This is a genomic window from Winogradskya consettensis, assembly GCF_018332715.1.
Classification (GTDB): domain Bacteria; phylum Actinomycetota; class Actinomycetes; order Mycobacteriales; family Micromonosporaceae; genus Actinoplanes; species Actinoplanes consettensis.
On the sequence record NZ_BOQP01000095.1, the window covers coordinates 1 to 518 of the forward strand.

General features: G+C 69.7%; 1 protein-coding gene. It reads right to left on the reverse strand.

Going from position 1 to position 518, the window contains the following annotated elements; translation table 11 throughout:
- The coding region (locus tag Aco04nite_RS48460) for a sigma-70 family RNA polymerase sigma factor (RefSeq protein ID WP_213003919.1) at positions 1–518 on the reverse strand (518 nt) is incomplete at both ends.

Below are 518 nucleotides of genomic sequence, written 5' to 3' on the forward strand. Positions count from 1 at the left end.
AGCTGGGTGCGCAGCTTGGTCAGCGCCTTGGTGAGCAGGCGGCTGACGTGCATCTGGGAGATGCCGATCTGGTCGGCGATCTGCGACTGGGTCAGGTTGCCGTAGTAGCGCAGGGTGAGGATCTTCTGCTCGCGTTCGTCGAGCAGGGCCAGGGCCGGGCCGAGGGCGACGCGGGTTTCGGCGACCTCGAATTCGTGGTCCTCGCCGCCGAGGGTGTCGCCGAGTTCGGTGGTGCCGTCGGCGCTGATGGGGGTGGAGAGGCTGGTGGCGTTGTAGGCGCGGGCGCCTTCGAGGCCTTCCAGGACTTCTTCCTCGGTGACGCCGAGGTGCACGGCGATGTCGGGGACGGTCGGGGAGCGGCCGAGGCTGTGGGTCAGGGTGGCGTTGGCCTCGGTGATGGAGAGGCGGAGCTCCTGCAGGCGGCGGGGGACGCGCACGGACCAGGTGCGGTCGCGGAAGTGGCGCTTGATCTCGCCGATGATGGTGGGGATCGCGTAGCCGGCGAAGTCGACGCCGCG